Genomic DNA, 1,612 nt, shown 5'->3' with positions numbered 1-1,612 from the left:
CGAACTCAACGGACGACCACGACAAACCCTCGACTGGCAGAATCCAGCCGAGGTACTCCACAAACACCTCGTCGCAACAGCCGCTTGAAACCGCCCGTCCCGGATGCCCCGACTTCCGTGAACCCGAGTGGATCACCCGGGTGAGGGGCGACTCGACGCCGCGGGCCGGATGTTGTGCGGGCGGTTTGTCCATCGCTGGGTGTTTGTGGGTTGTGACCGGGTGCACCCACGGGCTGGAATCATGGCGGGGCCGGGGTCGTTACACACCCTGACGATCGCAGCGCCACCGACAGCAGCCCGGCCCGCACGGGGTTGGATACAGGTCCCGCAGGTTGGAATGCCGATCCGCACCCGGTCGTTGCAGTCCCCACGAACGACCGCAGGCACCGCCTCGATGAGGGCGCCGACGGAGGGGCCAAACCCCGGAATGACCCCGGCTCCCCGGTCGTTACACATGGACCCGGCGCCACGAGCCCCCCGCTCGCAGGTCGCCGACCCGACGCCCGACAGGGCGTCACCCCCAGACTTTCCCCTTTGCAAGTGCAGCGCCGGACGAGGTGCTCACACCCTGTGTCGCCGACCCCCCTTGGCGGCCTGGGTGTTCCTACCCCCGAAGGAGCTACCCCCATGAACACGATCTTCCGTAAGAGCATGCTGTCCGTTGCTGGTCTCGCGTTCGCCGGTGGCGTGTTCGCCGGCCCGATCGCCGCCCACGCCAACCCGGTGGATGCCAAGCCCGCCGCCGTCGCGGTGCAGTCGGCGCCGAAGCCGCAGGGCGACCAGTCCCATATCAGCCTCAACGATGAGCAGACCGCCAACGCCAAGGCGATCATCGCCGCCACGAAGAAGGCCGGTCTCCCGGAGCGGGCCGGGGTCATCTCGATCGCGACGAGCCTGCAGGAGTCGAAGTTGGAGAACCTGGGCCACCTCGGCGACATGAACGACCACGACTCGCTGGGCCTGTTCCAGCAGCGCCCGTCCAGTGGTTGGGGTACCCCGGAGCAGATCACCGACCCCGCCTACTCGACCACCGCGTTCCTCAAGGGCCTGCGCCAGGTTGACGGCTGGCAGGACATGCCGCTGACCCAGGCCGCCCAGACCGTGCAGGTCTCCGCGTACCCGGACGCGTACGCCCAGTGGGAGCAGCAGGCCACCGACCTCGTCGCCCAGCACTGGAACAGCTGACCCGCACCACCACAGAACACGCACGCCAGCACCACCGCACAGCAAGACCACAGCACGACACCGACCGCTGGCCGGCACCCCGCAACACTGGGGGTGCCGGCCAGCGGCGTACCCGGGTCCGTGCGGCAGGCACCTGTCGCCGGTCAGTGGTTGCGGATACCCCCGACCCCCGACCCCCGACCTCCGACCTCCGACCGAGTCGGATCGGTCCGCGGGGCCGGTGGGACGGCCGGGCGGACCGATCCGATCGGAACGGTGGGCGCGGCGGGGCGCGGGAACAACGCGGGGATCCGGCTGGTTGTGGACAGTGTCGGTGTGACTCAGTGTCCCCGGCAGTTCCGCACCGGCCAGCCGGATCTCGTCGTCCTCGACGTGATGTTGCCCGGCTTCGACGGCCTGGAGGTGTGCCGCCGCATCCAGGCCGACC

1 protein-coding gene and 1 pseudogene are annotated in these 1,612 nt (G+C 69.4%); both read left to right on the top strand.

Annotation, left to right across the window (positions count from 1 at the left end; genetic code table 11):
• Window positions 1-627 precede the first annotated feature (627 nt).
• Window positions 628-1,185: a hypothetical protein gene (locus tag AB0F61_RS34175; RefSeq protein ID WP_357818530.1), complete on the top strand. Its 558-nt coding sequence runs from the start codon at window positions 628-630 to the stop codon at window positions 1,183-1,185.
• A 336-nt stretch (window positions 1,186-1,521) separates the two neighbouring features.
• Window positions 1,522-1,612, top strand: a pseudogene (locus tag AB0F61_RS34170) (DNA-binding response regulator); the annotation flags it as partial.

Origin of the sequence: Micromonospora sp. NPDC023888 (assembly GCF_040639415.1) — a bacterium.
Classification (GTDB): Bacteria; Actinomycetota; Actinomycetes; order Mycobacteriales; family Micromonosporaceae; genus Micromonospora.
The sequence above is the reverse complement of the archived record's forward strand: the minus strand, read 5'-3'. Positions and strand labels throughout refer to the sequence as shown.

Coding starts and splice junctions, on each gene's coding strand:
- AB0F61_RS34175 (WP_357818530.1), top strand. CDS start 628: ATGAACACGATCTTCCGTAAGAGCATGCTGTCCGTTGCTGGTCTCGCG.